At 67.4% G+C, this 16,133-nt stretch carries 15 protein-coding genes and 1 pseudogene; 6 read left to right on the forward strand and 10 right to left on the reverse strand.

The genetic code is table 11. The annotated features are described in order from the left end of the window. Positions 1 to 200 precede the first annotated feature (200 nt). On the forward strand, positions 201 to 470 hold the full coding sequence (locus tag L810_RS32395) for a hypothetical protein (protein ID WP_011353737.1): 270 nt from the start codon (positions 201 to 203) through the stop codon (positions 468 to 470). A 151-nt stretch (positions 471 to 621) separates the two neighbouring features. Continuing rightward, on the forward strand, positions 622 to 1,614 hold the full coding sequence (locus L810_RS32400) for a DedA family protein/thiosulfate sulfurtransferase GlpE (RefSeq protein WP_021162447.1): 993 nt from the start codon (positions 622 to 624) through the stop codon (positions 1,612 to 1,614). Positions 1,615 to 1,666: 52 nt separating this feature from the next. Here the strand turns inward: L810_RS32400 and L810_RS32405 are convergent, their stop codons facing one another. The 7 genes from L810_RS32405 to L810_RS32435 all read right to left on the reverse strand — a co-directional run bounded on the left by L810_RS32405 (position 1,667) and on the right by L810_RS32435 (position 9,540). Continuing rightward, positions 1,667 to 3,127, reverse strand: coding sequence for an OprD family porin (locus L810_RS32405; protein ID WP_021162448.1), 1,461 nt, complete (start codon positions 3,125 to 3,127; stop codon positions 1,667 to 1,669). A 165-nt stretch (positions 3,128 to 3,292) separates the two neighbouring features. Further along, positions 3,293 to 4,312 carry an ABC transporter ATP-binding protein gene (locus L810_RS32410; protein ID WP_021162449.1) on the reverse strand — a complete coding sequence of 340 codons (1,020 nt, stop codon included), beginning with the start codon at positions 4,310 to 4,312 and terminating at the stop codon, positions 3,293 to 3,295. Next, complete coding sequence (locus L810_RS32415; protein WP_021162450.1) at positions 4,309 to 5,301, reverse strand: ABC transporter ATP-binding protein; 993 nt, start codon at positions 5,299 to 5,301, stop codon at positions 4,309 to 4,311. The genes L810_RS32410 and L810_RS32415 overlap by 4 nt, the downstream gene beginning before the upstream one ends. Before the next feature lies 1 nt (position 5,302). Next, complete coding sequence (locus tag L810_RS32420) at positions 5,303 to 6,205, reverse strand: ABC transporter permease (RefSeq protein WP_021162451.1); 903 nt, start codon at positions 6,203 to 6,205, stop codon at positions 5,303 to 5,305. 13 nt (positions 6,206 to 6,218) lie between these two features. Beyond that, the gene (locus L810_RS32425) at positions 6,219 to 7,157 is read right to left on the reverse strand and encodes an ABC transporter permease subunit (protein ID WP_021162452.1); all 939 of its coding nucleotides are present in this window, start codon (positions 7,155 to 7,157) and stop codon (positions 6,219 to 6,221) included. An 11-nt stretch (positions 7,158 to 7,168) separates the two neighbouring features. Next, positions 7,169 to 8,779, reverse strand: a complete 1,611-nt coding sequence (locus L810_RS32430) for a peptide ABC transporter substrate-binding protein (protein ID WP_042977043.1) — start codon at positions 8,777 to 8,779, stop codon at positions 7,169 to 7,171. Between the two features lie 179 nt (positions 8,780 to 8,958). Then, positions 8,959 to 9,540: a cupin domain-containing protein gene (locus tag L810_RS32435; protein WP_021162455.1), complete on the reverse strand. Its 582-nt coding sequence runs from the start codon at positions 9,538 to 9,540 to the stop codon at positions 8,959 to 8,961. Positions 9,541 to 10,039: 499 nt separating this feature from the next. Between L810_RS32435 and L810_RS32440 the strand changes: the two genes are divergently transcribed. Next, entirely contained in the window at positions 10,040 to 11,557 is a 1,518-nt protein-coding gene (locus L810_RS32440; protein ID WP_021162456.1) for a peptide MFS transporter, read from the forward strand. A 117-nt stretch (positions 11,558 to 11,674) separates the two neighbouring features. Next, positions 11,675 to 11,881, forward strand: coding sequence for a hypothetical protein (locus tag L810_RS32445; RefSeq protein ID WP_042977045.1), 207 nt, complete (start codon positions 11,675 to 11,677; stop codon positions 11,879 to 11,881). A 34-nt stretch (positions 11,882 to 11,915) separates the two neighbouring features. Here the strand turns inward: L810_RS32445 and L810_RS32450 are convergent, their stop codons facing one another. The 3 genes from L810_RS32450 to L810_RS32460 all read right to left on the reverse strand — a co-directional run bounded on the left by L810_RS32450 (position 11,916) and on the right by L810_RS32460 (position 14,669). Then, on the reverse strand, positions 11,916 to 13,037 hold the full coding sequence (locus L810_RS32450) for an OpgC domain-containing protein (RefSeq protein ID WP_021162458.1): 1,122 nt from the start codon (positions 13,035 to 13,037) through the stop codon (positions 11,916 to 11,918). A 419-nt stretch (positions 13,038 to 13,456) separates the two neighbouring features. Continuing rightward, positions 13,457 to 14,356, reverse strand: a complete 900-nt coding sequence (gene rarD / locus L810_RS32455; RefSeq protein ID WP_021162460.1) for an EamA family transporter RarD — start codon at positions 14,354 to 14,356, stop codon at positions 13,457 to 13,459. A gap of 16 nt (positions 14,357 to 14,372) precedes the next feature. Further along, positions 14,373 to 14,669, reverse strand: coding sequence for an acylphosphatase (locus L810_RS32460; protein WP_006480292.1), 297 nt, complete (start codon positions 14,667 to 14,669; stop codon positions 14,373 to 14,375). Between the two features lie 164 nt (positions 14,670 to 14,833). Here L810_RS32460 and hpnA point away from each other — a divergent pair, with 164 nt between their 5' ends. Beyond that, positions 14,834 to 15,841 (forward strand): hopanoid-associated sugar epimerase, encoded by a 1,008-nt coding sequence (gene hpnA / locus L810_RS32465; protein ID WP_011353724.1) that lies wholly within the window; start codon positions 14,834 to 14,836, stop codon positions 15,839 to 15,841. 108 nt (positions 15,842 to 15,949) lie between these two features. Continuing rightward, positions 15,950 to 16,133: pseudogene (locus L810_RS32470) on the forward strand (phage tail protein); the annotation flags it as partial.

The following is a 16,133-nucleotide window of genomic DNA, read 5'->3' on the forward strand; positions in this document are numbered from 1 at the left end:
GGGGCCGGCCGCGGCCGGCCCCGATCCGGCGCAAACGCCCGCCCCGCGCGGCTCAAACATCAGAAGGATCGGTGGTTCAGCCCTCATTTCAGCGCGCGAAAATGCTCCGACTTGCGGCCCGTTCGCGTTAAACTGCGTCAGGCTGCATTCAACAAAGACATCTTCGCCACTACGGCATCCACGATACGAGGATAGGTTCGATGCGCACTACCGGCTCATCCGGGGCAATGACCCTGCTCACCGAACACGACCCGGCCGACGGCCGCGAACTGCGCTCGCTCCGGCTCGAGGCAACCGGCGACGGCAAAAGCGTGCTGCTGATCGAGATCGACGAACGCAAGCCCGGCATCCATCGCGAAGTCCGCTACGAGATCACGCCGGCCGAACTGATCGCGGCGATCCGCTCGCACGGCGCCGAGCTGCCCGGCGAAAACCACGGCGCCGCGTCGCTCGCCCGCACCTCCTCCTGATTCCGAACGGTGAGCCGCTCGCAGCGCGTCGGCTCACCGCGCCCCTGCCGCCGTCCGGCGCTTTCCGTCATTCCCGCCGTTGTCTTGAAAAAGGCCGATAATCGGCCCATCTGCGTTTCCTGCCCACGCATGTCCTTTTCGGCCAGCCGTCATGCTCCGTGACCTCGTCGCCCAATATGGGCCGCTTCTCGTCTTCGCCAACGTGCTCGCGGCGGCCATCGGCCTGCCGGTGCCCGCGATGCCGACGCTCGTGCTGTTCGGCGCGATGTCCGCGATGCATCCCGAGATGATCGGCTCGCAACTGGTGACGGTGGTGGCGCTGTCGGTGCTCGGCGCATTGATCGGCGACACCGTGTGGTACGTCGCCGGGCGCCGTTACGGCGGCACGACGCTGAAGACGATCTGCCGGCTGTCGCTGTCGCGCGATACCTGCGTGAGAAAGACCGAACGCTTCTTCGGCCGCTACGGCGTGCGCGTGCTCGCGGTCGCGCGCTTCATTCCCGGGTTGTCGCTCGTGTCGGTGCCGATGGCCGGTGCGCTCGGCACGCGCTACCGCACGTTCGCCGGCTACGATGCCCTCGGCGCCGCACTGTGGACGATCGTCGGCCTGGTGGCCGGGCTGGTGTTCTACCGGCAGATCGACTGGCTGTTCGCCGGTGCGAGCCACCTCGGCCGCGCGGTGCTGCTGGTGATCGTCGCGCTGCTCGCCGTGTATGCGGCCATCCGCTGGATGCGCCGCCGCGCGCTGATCCGCCAGCTCGCCAATGCGCGGATCAGCGTCGACGAACTCGACCTGCTGCTGCGCGACGCCACCGCGCCGGTCGTGCTCGACGTGCGCTCGCCCGAGCATCGCAAGCTCGACCCGTTCACGATTCCCGGCGCGCAATTCGCCGACGATCGCCAGATCGGCGACATCGTCGCGCGCTATCCGCTCTCGCAGAAGTTCGTCGTGTACTGCTCGTGCCCGAACGAAGTGACGGCGGCCCTGATGGCGAAGCGCCTGCTCGACGCCGGCTTCACCGATGCGCTCGCGCTGCGCGGCGGCCTCGATGCCTGGCGCGATACGGGCCGCCAGCTCACGTCGCTCGTGGAAGACATGCCGGCCGCGAACGATCCGGTCGCGGGGCTGCACAAGCCGGCCTGATCGTTTCGATCGAAAGCCGGCCGTGCGAAGCGGGGGCGCGTGCCCCCTTCGATCAGAACGCGTGCAGCGGCAGGTTCACGACCAGGCGGTACTCGGTGTTCGTCGCGTCCGAGTAGTGCGCCGAACCGGCGTGCCACATCGCGATGAACGTGACCTTCGTGTCCTTCAGCTTGCCGCTCTGGAACGTGTACGACGGGATGAAGCCGAACTCGTGGTGACGGCCCTGCACCGGCGCGCCGTTGCTCCAGTAGATGCTCGACTTGCTCGGGTCGAGCGCCGCGCTCGCGCTGCCGTCCGCGCCCCAGCCCGTCACGCCCCAGACCATCGCCTTGAAGCCCGGCAGGCCCGCTTCCTTGCCGTAGAACGTGTAACGCAGCTGCAGCGACTTTTCGTGCGGCGCGTTGTAGTCGACGTCCATCGAGTTGGTCAGGAAGATGCCGTTCGTTTCGTTCAGGTAGTCGAAGAACTGGTCGCCGAGCACCTGCTGGAAGCCGAGCAGCAGCTCGTGCGGGCCGTGCTGCGCGGCCAGCGACAGGCTGTACGCGTTGTTGTTGATCTTGCCTTGCAGCGCATCGCCCGTGTCGTGCGTCGAGTAGACGTTGCCGAAGCCCGTCCACTTGATCGTCTGCGGGCTGCCGATGCTGTGCTTCACCGACGCGTAGTACTGGTGCCACACGTCGTCGGCCTGGTTCGCGTACAGCGCGATTTCGCCGTTCGGCGAGTAATCCCACGTGCCGCCGACATACGACAGGCGATTGATGCGCGTGCCGCCGTATTGCGTCGTCAGGTTGGTGAGCGTCGTGTGACCGCGCGCGTCGGTCTTCGTGAAGCTGCCGGCCTCGAGCATCACGTTCTTGAATTCATTGCTGACGAGTGTCGCGCCGAGGAACGTCGGCGGCAGCGCACGGTTGTCGTGCTGCTCCATGAACGGGTTGTCGACGGCCTGCAGACCGTACTTGACCACCGTGTTCGAGATGCGCGCCTTCACGTCGTAGATGCCGGGATAGGCCCATGCGAGCTGGTTGCCGCCACCGCCGCCCTTCGCGATGTGCACCATGCTGCCGGCGCCCTGGCCGCCGTCGAGCTTCAGCGCCGCATACAGCGACGCGTCGAAGCCGATACCGATCAGGCCCGTCGTATAGCCCGACTCGAAGTTCGCCATCGCGCCCTGGACCCACGCGTGGCGATGCGGGCCGCCCTTGGCGTCGAGCACGTCCGCATAGTTGCGGAACAGGAAGTTGAGGTGGCTGTCGGCAATGAAACCCTTCGACTGCGACTGGGCCGACGGCTCGTCGGGCGGCGTGACGGCCTGGGTCGCTTCGGCGTTGACAATGGCGTTCGGGGTCGTTGCCTGCGCAACGGTCGTGCCCGGTGCGGCCTGGGCGACCGTCAGCGGTGCGGGGGCCGCGTCGTCGGCGTGCGCGACGCCCGTCAGCGAAACACCGGCGAGTGCCGGCAGCCCCCAGGCAAGCAGCATTTTCGATGCTGTCCCGATCGTTTTCTGTTTTTTCATCGTAATTCTCGTCTTGTGTTGATATCGTCCACGCCGGCTGCGATCCGCTCCCGGCCCCCCGGCGCGCCCGGTTAAGGACGCGCCTGTACCCGCGGCGCGAAGATCGTTCGCGCCGCACCTACCCCTGTTGACCTGCCTTGGTTATGTTTGCTGCGTCACTTCAGCTCACGCCACACCCGCGCGGATGCACGCGACACGCGCCGCCGACCCCTGCCGAACTTCCGGCAGCGGCACGTCCTGCGCGCACGCGTCTATCGCGACCGGGCAGCGCGTGCGGAACGCGCAGCCGGACGGCGGGTTGAGCGGCGAGGGCATCTCGCCCGCCAGCAGCATCGGGCGGCGAGCACGCTCGCGCGCCGGCTCCGGCGTCGGCGCCGCATCGAGCAGCGCCTTCGTGTACGGGTGTTGAGGGACGCCGTACACGTCATGCCGCGTGCCGAACTCCATCACGCGGCCGAGATACATCACGAGCACACGCTGGCTGATCGCCTTCACCACGGCGAGATCGTGTGCAACGAAAAGATAGGACAACGACAGTTCGCGTTGAAGATCGCGCAGCAGGTTCACGATCTGCGCCTGGATCGACACGTCGAGCGCCGATACGGGTTCGTCGCAGATCACGAGCTTCGGCTCGCTGATCAGCGCGCGCGCGATGCCGACGCGCTGGCACTGCCCGCCGGAAAATTCATGCGGATAGCGCAGCAGGTGGTGCGCGTTCAGGCCGACGCGTTCGAGCATCGTGACCACGCGGCGGCGCACCTCGGTGCGGCCGAGGCCGGCCTGGTGCGTGACGAGCGGCTCCGCGACGACCTGTTCGATCGTCATGCGCGGATCGAGCGACGCGAGCGGGTCCTGGAAGATCATCTGCACTTCGCGCCGCATCGCGGTGCCGCGCAGGTGATCGGGCGCGACGGCTTCGCCGCGCCATTTCACGGCGCCGGCCGTCATCGGCACGAGCCCGATCAGCGCACGCGCGAGCGTCGACTTCCCGCAGCCCGATTCGCCGACGAGCCCGACGGTCTCGCCGCGCTTCACGTCGAACGACACGCCGTCGACGGCGCGCAGCGTGCCCTTCGGCGACCACGGGTAGCCGCCGAGCGGCACACGGAAATGCACTTTCAGCCCATCGACGGACAGCAGCGTGTCGTCCGTCGCGCCGGTATTGCGGCGTTCATCGACGCTCATCGCAGACCTCCCGTCATATCGGCCACGGGCCGGTGGCATGCGCGCACCGCGCCCACGGCGCCATAGGTTTCGAGCGCGGGGCGCGCCGCGCCGCAGCGTTCTTCCGCATACGTGCAGCGCTTCGCGAACGCGCAGCCGGCTGGCGCGGTGCCGGGCATCGGCGGATTGCCGGGAATCGCGACGAGCGGCGCATCGTCCGCGTCGGTCAGGCGCGGCAGCGCGTTGAGCAGGCCGATCGTGTACGGATGCGACGGCGCCGCGAAAATCGATTCGGCCGGCGCGTATTCGACGGTGCGGCCCGCATACATGACCATCACGTCGTCCGCGAGGCCCGCGACCACGCCCATGTCGTGCGTGATCAGCACGATCGCCGTGCCACGCTCGCGGTTCAGCTCGCGCAGCAGGTCGATGATCTGCGCCTGCACGGTCACGTCGAGCGCGGTGGTCGGCTCGTCGGCGATCAGGATCTCCGGCTCGGACAGCAGCGCCATCGCGATCATCACGCGCTGGCGCATCCCGCCCGAGAACTCGTGCGGATACATGCGGATGCGGCGCGCCGCGTCGGGGATACGCACCGATTCGAGCGCCTCGATCGCGCGCTTCGTGGCTTCCCTGCGCGACAGCTTGCGATGCAGCTGCAGCGTCTCGGTCATCTGCCGCTCGATCGTCAGGAACGGATTGAGCGACGTCATCGGGTCCTGGAAAATCATCGCGATCCGGTCGCCGCGCACCTTGTTCAGCGCGCGCGCATCCATCTCGAGCAGGTTGTCGCCGCGATAGCGCGCGGCGCCCGTCGTCGTGCCGTTGCCGGCCAGCAGGCCGAGCAGCGCCATCACGGTCTGGCTCTTGCCCGAGCCCGATTCGCCGACGATGCCGAGCGTCTTGCCGGCTTCGAGCGAGAACGACACGCCGCTCACGGCGTCGACCGGCGGCGCGTCCTTGCGCGTGAAGCGCACGCCGAGGTTGTCTACTTCCAGCAGTGCACCCATTTCAGCGATCCTTCGGGTCGAGCGCGTCACGCAGGCCATCGCCGACGAAGTTCACGCAGTAGAGCGTCACGCACAGCATGACGGCCGGGGCCAGCAGCAGCCACGGCATCGATTCCAGTTTCTGCGCGCCGTCCTGGATCAGCACGCCCCAGCTCGTCATCGGTTCCTGCACGCCGAGGCCGAGGAACGACAGCACCGATTCGGTCAGCACGATGCCCGGCACCGAGACCGTCGCGTACACGACGACCACGCCGAGCAGGTTCGGCACGACGTGGCGCCGCACGATCGTGGCCGGCGACACGCCGATCGCGCGCGCCGCATCGACGAACTCGCGGCTGCGCAGCGACAGCGTCTGGCCGCGCACGACACGCGCCATGTCGATCCACGAGAACGCGCTGATGGTCAGCACGACCAGCATGAACGAGCGGCCGAACAGGGTCATCATCAGGATCGCGATCAGCAGGTACGGGATCGCGTACATCATGTCGACGACGCGCATCATCACGGCATCGGTGCGGCCGCCCGCGAAGCCCGCGGTCGCGCCCCACGCGACGCCGAACAGGCCCGACACGAGCGTGCCGAGCACGCCGACCTCGATCGACACGCGTCCGCCGATCAGCGTGCGCACGAGCAGGTCGCGGCCGAGCTCGTCGGTACCGAACCAGTGCTGGTTGGCCCAGGTCGGCGGCAGGCTGATCGCGCCCCAGTCGCTCGCGGCCGGGTCGGCGGTCAGCAGCCACGGGCCGACGAAACACGCGATCGTGATCAGCGCGAGCAGCACGAGGCTGAACACGGCCGCACGGTTGTGAAGGAAGCGCGCCATGGCGAGCGCGAGCGGCGAGCGCGAACGCGGCGGCGTGTCGGTCTGCACGGGCAGGCCGACGACGGGAGTAGTCGGAGTCATCGCGGTGCCTCGCTCAATAACGGATGCGCGGATCGAGCCACGCGTACGCGAGGTCGACCAGCAGGTTGAACAGCACGGCGCAGACGGTGGTCAGCACGACGAGGCCGAGCACGAGCGTGTAGTCGCGGTTGATCGCACCGTTCACGACGAGCTGGCCGAGGCCCGGCAGCGCGAACACCGATTCGGTGACGACGGCCGCGGTGATCGACGAGATGCAGACCGTGCCGACCAGCGACACGACCGGCATCAGCGCGGGCTTCAGCGCGTGGCGCAGCACGATCGTCGAGCCCGGCAGGCCCTTCGCGCGCGCGGTGCGGATGTAGTTGCTCGACAGCGTCTCGATCATCGAGCCGCGCATCACGCGCGCGAGCAGCGACATGTTGATGAAGGTCAGCAGCACGATCGGCAGCAGCCGGTACTGCCAGCCGCCGTCGCCCCAGCCGCCCGCCGGCAGCCAGCCGTTGCCGGCCGACGTCTTCAGCAGGATCGCGAAGATCCACACGAGCACGGGGCCGAGCACGAACGGCGGCACGACGTTGCCGACGTTGCCGATCAGCATCACGATGCGGTCGATGAAGCTGTCGCGGCGCACGGCCGCGACGGTGCCGAGCAGCACGCCGAGCCCGATCGAGATCGGGATCGACAGGCCGCCCACGCCGAGACTCACCGGCAGCGCCTTGCGCACCAGGTCGTTCACGGACCAGTCGACGTAACGGAACGACGGGCCGAGATCGCCGTGCAGCAGCGCGTTCAGGTACATCAGGTACTGCTTCCACAGCGGCTGGTCGAGGTGATACTTCGCGTTCAGGTTCGCGAGCGTCGCCGCGGACAGCTGCTTTTCCGTATCGAACGGGCCACCGGGCGTCAGGTGCAGCAGCAGGTAGCAGACGGTGACGACCGCGAGGATCGTCGGCACCGCCCACAACGTACGCCTCAATGCGTAGGCCAGCATGATCGCTCCGCTCAGTGCTTGATCAGGTACATGTCCTGCGACGCACGCATGTCGATCACGTTCTTCAGCGAATAGCCACCGACGTACGGCTTCACGAGACGGTCGGCCGAGTACTGGAACAGCGGCACCATCGGCGTGTCGCTCAGAGCGAGATCGTGTGCCTGCGTGAGCAGCGCGGCACGCGCCTTGTCGTCGAGCTTCTGGTTGCCTTCGTCGACGAGTGCATCGGCCTGCTTGTTGCAGTAGCCGACGGTGTTCTGCGCGCTGCCGCAACGCAGCAGGTCGAAGAACGTCATCGCGTCGTTGTAGTCGGCGAACCAGCCGTCGCGCGCGATCTGCACCTTGCCGTCATGGCGCTGCTTCATCAGCACCTTGAACTCGACGTTCTCGAGCTTCGTGTTGATGCCGAGCTTGGTACGCCATTCGGACGCCGCGAACAGCGCGACCTTCTTGTGCAGGTCGTTGGTGTTGTAGGTCAGCGTGAACGACAGCGGCTTCGCGTCCGAATAGCCGGCCTGCTTCAGCAGGTCCTTCGCGGTCGCGACACGTTTCGCCATCGGCCACGATGCCCAGTCCGGCGTGAACGGCTGCACGCCCTTCGTGCCGTTCGGCATCAGGCCGTACATCGGCTTCTCGCCGGCCTGCGTGAGCTTCTGGGTCAGCACGTCGCGATCGAGCACCATCGACAGCGCCTGGCGCACGCGCTTGTCCTTCAGTGCCGGATCGCTGTTGTTCAGGTAGTAGTAGTACGTCGCGAGCTGCAGGCCCTGGCGCAGTTCGCCGCCGAACTGCTTGCTGACCTGCTGGAAGATCCCCGACGGGATCGAGTAGCTGTAGTCGATCTGGCCGGCCTGGTACATGCGCATCGCCGTCTCGTCGCTCTCGATCGGCAGGTACGTGACCTTGTTGATCACGACCTTCGGCGCATTCCAGTATTTCGCATCCTTCGAGATCACGATGCGGTTGTTCGGCTGCCAGTCGACGAGCTGGTAGGCGCCGTTGCTGACGATGTTGCCCGGGCGCGTCCATGCGTCGCCGAGCTTCGTCACCGTGTCCTTGTTCACCGGTGCGAGCGGCACCATCGCGGTGAGCTCGGGGAAGAACGCGACCGGCACGTCGGTCGTCACTTCCAGCGTGTACGGGTCGACGGCGCGCACGCCGAGCGTCGACGGCGCGGCCTTGCCCGCGATGATGTCCTTCGAGTTCTTCACGAACTCGACGAGGATCGTGTACTTCGAGCCCGTCTTCGGATCGACGAGGCGCTGCCATGCGTAGACGAAATCGGCGGCCGTCACCGGCTGGCCGTTGCTCCACTTCGCGTCGTGGCGAAGCTTGAAGATCCACGTCGTCGGCGTCTTGCGTTCCCACGACAGCGCGACACCCGGCACGACCTGGCCGGCTGCGTCGATGCGCGCCAGCCCTTCGAACAGGTCGAGGCCGATCGTGTTGCCGGTCCACGATTCGATGTGCGCCGGGTCGAGCGACTCGACTTCGGCGGGCACCTGGCGCGTCAGGTCCTGTTGGGGAGCGAGCGCGACGTTCGACGGAACGGAAACGGCGTGGGCGACAGGCGTCAGGGCGAGCGCGGCCAGCACGGCCGACATGGCATGCAAGGATTTCATCGTGGCAGTCTTGAGAAGGGTTGTTCGGTGAGCGTCGCGCGGCGGATGCCGCGGCTTACGCGTGAGACGCTGACGGGCGCAGCGATTGAGGAGGCCCGTGATTCTCGTATTGCATTTTAGTATTCCTTACGTTTCTTTCGACAGGCATTCCGTCTTCGAAACGAAGGAATACCTGTGCGTTAGAACAGCCTCGGCGTACCCACCCAGACCACCACCGACTCGATCTTCGCGGTGTTGACCCAGCTGTGCGGGACCGTCGACTGATAGTGCGAACTGTCACCGGCCTGCAGGACGAACGTCTTGCCTTCCAGCGTCAGCGACACTTCCCCTTCAATCACATACAGGAACTCCTCTCCTGCATGTGTCGTCACCTCGGACCGCTTCTGCCCCGGCGGCATCCTCACGAGGATCGCCTCCAGCTGGCGCCCTTCGGACACGTTCGTCAGCCTCGCGAACAGGTTCGCCGAATCGGCAAACCCGAAGAAGCGCAGCTGCTCGCCTCGGCAGACCGAGCGTTCCTCGCTCGGCGTATCCACGAAGTACTGCACCGTCACACCGAGCGCGTGCGCGATACCGGCCAACGATGTCAGCGACGGCGACGCGAGCCCGCGTTCGACTTGAGACAGAAACGGCTTCGAAATCCCCGCGGCGGTAGCGGTGTCGTCGAGCGTGCGCTTGAGTCGTTGGCGCAACGCGCGAATCTTGCTGCCCAGAGCGGCGGCAGCATCTGCGGACCGCGAGTTTTCAGTGGGGGGAACCATAGCAGGCCGAAAAGTGATCGTCAAAAAATGTTTGATGGAAAATAACTAAGTTAGAACGATATAGCTTAGTCTTCGGGTTCGCACCCGTCTTCGGTGTTGAGCCCGGTGCACTAAACGGGACACGAAGCGAGCGAAACGACGCGCTATCTTGCCAGACTCGCCGGCTTCACAGGCAAGCTGCAAGCGGCTCTCCGGGAATCTTCGGAGGGCCGGCATGAAAGCTTACAAGTAAATGATGAGACGAATGTTCCTGAAAGCTACTGCCACATTAGGAGTTTCCCTAAGTGGCGGATACCAGACGCACCGGACCGGCAGCCGTTACCATGCGCGCGCCGGTCGGGGCCCCTCCCCGCCACACCAGGCGGAGTCAGGCCCCGGCCCGGGCTAACCGCCCGACTGTTCCATCGCCAGCGCAAAGCTTACCCGGCCCATTGTGCATCGGCGCCAGTTCGACCCCAAGACGACGCGCGATCCGTGCCGTCCGTTTCAAACGAGATTGATGATGCAACCACCTGTTTCACAAACCCGATCGTTCACGACGGTCTTCCTCATCGAAATGTGGGAGCGCTTCGGCTACTACGGCATGGCCGCGCTCCTGGTCCTCTTCATGGTCGACCGGCTCGGTTTCACCGACAGCCATGCGAACCTGACCTGGGGTGCGTTTACCGCACTCGTCTATGCCGCGCCGTCGATCGGCGGCTGGATCGGCGACAAGGTGCTCGGCGCCCGCCGCACGATGATCATCGGCGCGTCCGTGCTCTGCGCCGGCTACCTGATGCTGTCGGTACCGAACGACCAGCTGACGTACATGTACGCGTCGCTTGGCGTGATCGTCGTCGGCAACGGCCTGTTCAAGGCCAACGCGGCGAACCTCGTGCGCCGCATCTATGAAGGCGACGACGCGCGCATCGACAGCGCGTTCACGATCTACTACATGGCGGTCAACATCGGCTCGACGGTGTCGATGCTCGCGACGCCGTGGATCAAGGATCACTGGGGCTGGCACACCGCGTTCGCGGTCTGCTGCGGCGGCATGCTGCTCGCGATCCTCAACTTCATGCTGATGCATCGCACGCTCGCACACGTCGGCTCGCTGCCCGACGACCAGCCGATCCGCTGGAAGCGCCTCGGCGCGGTCGCCCTGGGCGGTGTCGGCCTCGCGCTGGTCACGCTGTACGTGCTGCAGCACAAGCAGCTCGCCGTCGCCAGCGTGTGGACGGCAGCGTTCGCGATCCTCGCGATCTTCGCGTACATGATCGCGAAGTCGGAGCGCTCGGAGCGCGCCGGCCTGATCGCGGCGCTCGTGCTGATCGGCCAGGTGATCCTGTTCTTCATCTTCTACGTGCAGATGTCGACGTCGCTGACGCTGTTCGCGCTGCGCAACGTCGATCCGCGCTTCATGCTGTTCGGCACGACGCTGTTCACGTGGAGCGCCGCGCAGTTCCAGGCACTGAACCCGATCTGGATCATGCTGCTCAGCCCGGTGCTCGTGTGGGTCTACAACGCCGTCGCGAAGGGCGGCCGTGACCTGCCGGTCGCCGCGAAGTACGCGCTCGGCTTCGGCGCGGTGGCCGCGGGCTACCTGGTGTTCACGATCAGCGGCCGCTTTGCGGTGGACGGCCGCGTGTCGTCGTGGTTCATGGTGTGGGGCTACGGCCTCTACTCGCTCGGCGAACTGCTGGTGAGCGGCCTCGGCCTCGCGATGATCGCCCGCTACGTGCCGGCGCGCATGAGCGGCTTCATGATGGGTGCGTACTTCGTCGCGACGGGCGTGTCGCAGTATCTGGGCAGCGTCGTCGCGAACTTCGCGCAGATGCCGTCGCACGAACTGCCGGCCACCGAATCGCTGCCGCTCTACCTGTCGCTGTTCGAGAAGCTCGGCTGGCTCGCCGCGATCGGCATGCTGCTCGCGCTGCTGCTGCCGCTGATGAACCGCCTGTCGCGCCAGCACCAGCGTTGTGCGGAAGAGCGCCGCGAGGAATCGCTGCAGGCGCAGGGTGCCGCCACGGCCCAGTAAGGACTATCCCTCGGCGTGCGGCCTGCACGCCACATTCTCCCGCCGGTTGCGCGATTGCGTCCTACACTGGTTGCAAAGCAGTGCATCCGCCGCGATGCGCGCTGGCGGGAGAAGACCATGAAAAGCAAGACCACGAGGCTCCTCCGGATCCTCTCGGACATCCGGTACGCGCAGCGATGCACTGCGCTGCGCGCCGCCCGGGCAGCAACCGAAGCCGACGCGGTACTCGCGGAACGCGACGATCCGGCGCCCGACGAGCGCGACGACGCCGAATCCGACGACCCGACCGCCGTTCCCCGCTCCCGTATCGGCTCACCTCACTGACGCCGCGCCGCACGTTCCGTGCCGCCCGCGCCGCTCACGCGGCCGCACCGCGCCACCGCGCGATCCACGTTCCCGAACCGGCCACGGCCATCATCAGCCCGAGCGCGCACGCGTCGGCCACGAGGCCCACGCCGACGTGCCGCAGGTCGGCACTGCCCACGACCGGATGCAGGAGCGAATCGATGACGAGCGAGATCGCCGCGCCCGCGACGAAGCAGATCAGCCCGCGCTGGCCCACGGCCACGACCGGCCGCACGCCCTGCGCGATCCGCGCGATCCAGCCGAAGCGCACGCAATCGGCCATCAGCCACGCGATGGCGGCGAAGCTCACGACGCGCGGCAGCGCGAGATCGCGCTTGAACACGCCTTCCGGCAGCGGCAACCCCGAAAACAGCTTGTAGCTCGCGCAACCGAGCACGACCGCGCAGGCCAGCCCGGTCGCCGCGGCACCCCAGCGGCCGAGCGCGATGCGCCGGTAGAACGGCTGGCAGCGCGCGAGCACGCCGGCGACGAACATCAGTTGCCACGCGAACGGATTGAAACTCCAGCGGAATCCGTCGGTGTCCAGCAGCTCGGGGCCGAGCCAGCCCGCCGCGATCCACGACGCGACGCCGAGCGCGACGAGCAGCCACGGACGCCGGCGCGCGAACGGCACGAGCACCGGCGACGCGAGCGCGAACAGCACGTACATCGGCAGCACCGACGCGAGATAGGGCTGGCGCTGGAACGTCAGCAGCTCGGCAAGGCCCGTGAGCGGCGACGCGAGCATCACGCTGACGTCGTCGAGCGCGAGGTTCGGCGCATCGATCCCGTAATGGTCGAGCACGGCCGACACGACGAGCATCAGCGTCGAGGTCGCGAGAAACGCGCGGTAGATCTGCATCGCGCGGCGCACGAACCGCCGTTGCGCGGCGCGCGCGCCGTGCCGTTCGGCGATCGCGCCATAGGCGCTCGCGGTCGCGAAACCGCCGAGAAAGACGAAGACCTCGGCCGCGTCGCACAGCGCGAACGCGTGCAGCGTGACGCGCGACAGCACGCTCGCGCCGATGTGGTCGACGACGATCATCAACAGCACGATGCCGCGGAAGAAATCGACTTCGATCAGGCGGCCGCCGCGCGGCGGCCGAGCCGTGGCGGGCGGCACGCTCAACGACATGAGCGCACCCGCACGACAGCGGTGCGGCACGCACCGGGGAATGGATCGGGAAGAAGAAGGCGCGCGGGATCAGCCGCGAAACGCGTATGCCCGCATCGCGCCAACCCGGCCGGCCAGGCACGGAGAGGACCGTTCATTGAAAGGCTGCATACGAAGGGAAGTCGGTGAGGCCAGTCTAATGGCCGATCAGGGGAGACCCTAAGTAACAAAGTGCAACCGAATCTTCTGTTCGATTACACGCGCGAGCCTTGTGATGCGAAGCAGGCGGCGTCGCCAGATTCACGACAGCGCGACGCCAGTTTGCGGTCAGCATCGACGGGTTCGACCGCCGGGCGATGGCGATGGCGATGGCGATGCTGGTGCTGGTGCCGATGCGATCTGCGCCACGTTCCGCGCCGCCGCCGCGTCGCGATCGACGCCTATCCGCGCGCGGGCAGGCGCCGCATCAGCATCGCGCTGTGCCACGCGGTCAGCGCAACGGCGACCCAGATCGGCCCGTACGTCGCGAGCTTCGCGACGCTCAGCGTTTCGCCGAGCAGCAACAGCGACACCGCGACGAGCAGCACGGGCTCGACGTAGCCGAGAATCCCGAACAGGGCCATCGGCAGCATCCGGCTGGCCTTCAGGTAGCTCGCGAGCGCGAGCGTGCTCAGCACGCCGAGCCCCGGCAGCAGCGCGGCCCACAGCACGGGATGGCCGGCCACGCGCGTCGCGCTCGTCGCGACCATCGCGAACGCGACCGGGCACAGCAGCACGATCTCGACCGCGAACGCGGCGAGCGAATCGGCGTTGATCCGCCGGCGCAGCACGAAATACGGCGGATAACCGAGCGCGACGACGAGCGTCGGCCACGCGAACGCGCGCGTCGCCCACACTTCGTGCGCGACGCCGAGCGCGGCGCACGCGACCGCCGCCCATTGCAGCTGATCGAGCCGTTCGTGATAGTAGAAGCGGCCGACGAGCACCATCGTCAGCGGCAACAGGAAATAGCCGAGCGACACCTCGAGCATGCGCCCGTGCAGCGGCGCCCACAGGAACAGCCACAACTGCGCCCCGAGCAGCGCGGCGCTCACGGGCACCGCGATCAGCAGGCGCCAGTCGCGCACGCTGCGCCGAAGGAGGTCGACGAGCGCCGGCCAGCGGCCGCGCAGCGCGATCAGCGCGAGCGCGCCCGGTGCGGTCCACAACACGCGCCACGCGAAGATGTCGAGCCCCGTGAGCGGCGCGAGCAGTTTCGCGTAGGCGGACATCAGCGCGAACAGCGTCGATGCCATCACCGACAGCATGAGGCCGCGCCCGGCCTCCGGATACCCCGTCATGATCGTTCCGTGCCGCTTACTGCTGCTGGAAGCGCTCGAAGCGCTTCTCGGTCCGGCGTTCCTCGAACGTCACCTCGGTCACGCGCGCGGCCGGCGGCCCGTGGCGCAGCCACGCGAGCATCCGGTCGATCTGCGCGCCGGGGCCCTGGATCATCGCTTCGACGGTGCCGTCCTCGAGATTCGCGACCCAGCCGCGCAGCTTCAGCGCATGCGCCTCGCGCACCGTCGCATGCCGGAAGCCGACGCCCTGCACGACGCCGCGCACCCGTACGTAGTAGGTCTCGATCCGTTCGTCCAGTTCATTGCGGCTCATCGCGTCGTCCTCCCGTTGCGTTCAAGCCCGGCATTGTAGTCGCGTCGGCCGCTTCGCACATGCCCGCGCCCGCCGCGGCCTTGCGTCGCCGCGCGCGCCGACCACGTACAATCTCGCCGACGCTCAACCGCCGCGCCGCCCGCGCGCGGCCCTGAAGGAAACGCATGACTGATACCTCCCGCGATCTCGTTCTCGTCACCGGCGCGTCCGGTTTCGTCGGCTCGGCCGTCGCGCGCATCGCGCAGCAGAAAGGCTATGCGGTGCGCGTGCTCGTGCGCCCGACCAGCCCGCGCACGAACGTCGCGGATCTCGACGCCGAGATCGTCACCGGCGACATGCGCGACGAGGCGTCGATGCGCGCCGCGCTGCGCGGCGTGCGCTACCTGCTGCATGTCGCGGCCGACTACCGGCTGTGGGCGCCCGATCCCGACGAGATCGAGCGCGCGAACCTCGAGGGGGCGGTCGCGACGATGCGCGCGGCACGCGCGGAAGGCGTCGAGCGGATCGTCTACACGAGCAGCGTCGCGACGTTGAAGGTGACGAGTGCCGGCGATCCGTCCGACGAGAACCGGCCGCTCACGGCGGAACAGGCGATCGGCGTCTACAAGCGCAGCAAGGTGCTCGCGGAACGCGCGGTCGAACGGATGATCGCCGACGAAGGGCTGCCGGCCGTGATCGTCAATCCGTCGACGCCGATCGGCCCGCGCGACGTGAAGCCGACGCCCACCGGCCGCATCATCGTCGAGGCCGCGCTCGGCAAGATTCCGGCGTTCGTCGACACGGGGCTGAACCTCGTGCACGTCGACGACGTCGCGCACGGCCACTTCCTCGCGCTCGAGCGCGGCCGGATCGGCGAGCGCTACATCCTCGGCGGCGAGAACCTGCCGCTGCAGCAGATGCTCGCCGACATCGCGCAGATGACGGGCCGCAAGGCGCCGACGATCGCGCTGCCGCGCTGGCCGCTGTACCCGCTCGCAGTCGGCGCGGAAGCGGTCGCGAAGTTCACGAAGAAGGAGCCGTTCGTCACCGTGGACGGGCTGCGGATGTCGAAGAACAAGATGTATTTCACGTCCGCGAAGGCCGAGCGCGAGCTCGGCTACCGTGCGCGCCCGTACCGCGAAGGGCTGCGCGATGCGCTCGACTGGTTCGGCTCCGCCGGCTACCTGAAGTAACACAAAGCGGCGTACTTCACGCCGCTTTGCGCACTTTGTTACACGTCCCGCGCGGCTCGGCACCGGCGCAGCGGTTAAAATCGCGGGTCTTACGCAGAGAAGACACGCATGAACCTGAACGATCAGATCGCTTCGCTCACCGTGGGCGTCGATCAGCTCCTCCACGATCACCACGCCGCGCAACAGGCGGCACGCAGCGCGGAAGCCTTCGCGCGCGCCGCAGCAGCGGAAGCCCGGGCCGCGGCAGAGCGTCACGCCGCCGCGGAAACCGAAGCGCAGGCCGCCGCGCAAC

Origin of the sequence: Burkholderia sp. AU4i (assembly GCF_000466765.1) — a bacterium.
GTDB classification, from domain to species: Bacteria; Pseudomonadota; Gammaproteobacteria; order Burkholderiales; family Burkholderiaceae; genus Burkholderia; species Burkholderia cepacia.